The 298-nt window shown below is 77.5% G+C and carries 1 pseudogene; it reads right to left on the bottom strand.

Annotation, left to right across the window (positions count from 1 at the left end):
- A pseudogene (locus D471_RS32835) lies at positions 1-298 on the bottom strand (hypothetical protein); the annotation flags it as partial.

Genomic DNA, 298 nt, shown 5'->3' with positions numbered 1-298 from the left:
GGTCGGCGCCTCGGGCACACCGCGCTCGCGCAGGTGGTCGGCGAGCACGTCGCCGCCCTCGTCCCGCAGGAGCGCGACCAGGGACTCGGCCACCGCGAGGTAGTCGGGCGCGGGCGGGCGCAGGAAGCCCGCCCGGGCTCCGGCCACGGGCGGACCGAACGACAGGTGCTGGCCGTCGGCGGCGCCGAGCACGGGGTCGTAGGTGGAGAAGGACCAGCTCCACCCCGCGGCGGGGATGGCCCGGGGCGGGGTGAGGACGTCGCGCAGGACACGGTGGACGCCCCACAGGAACCGGAGT

It is taken from the genome of Nocardiopsis lucentensis DSM 44048, from assembly GCF_000341125.1.
Taxonomy (GTDB): Bacteria; Actinomycetota; Actinomycetes; order Streptosporangiales; family Streptosporangiaceae; genus Nocardiopsis; species Nocardiopsis lucentensis.
This window is presented reverse-complemented; position numbering and strand designations above follow the sequence as displayed.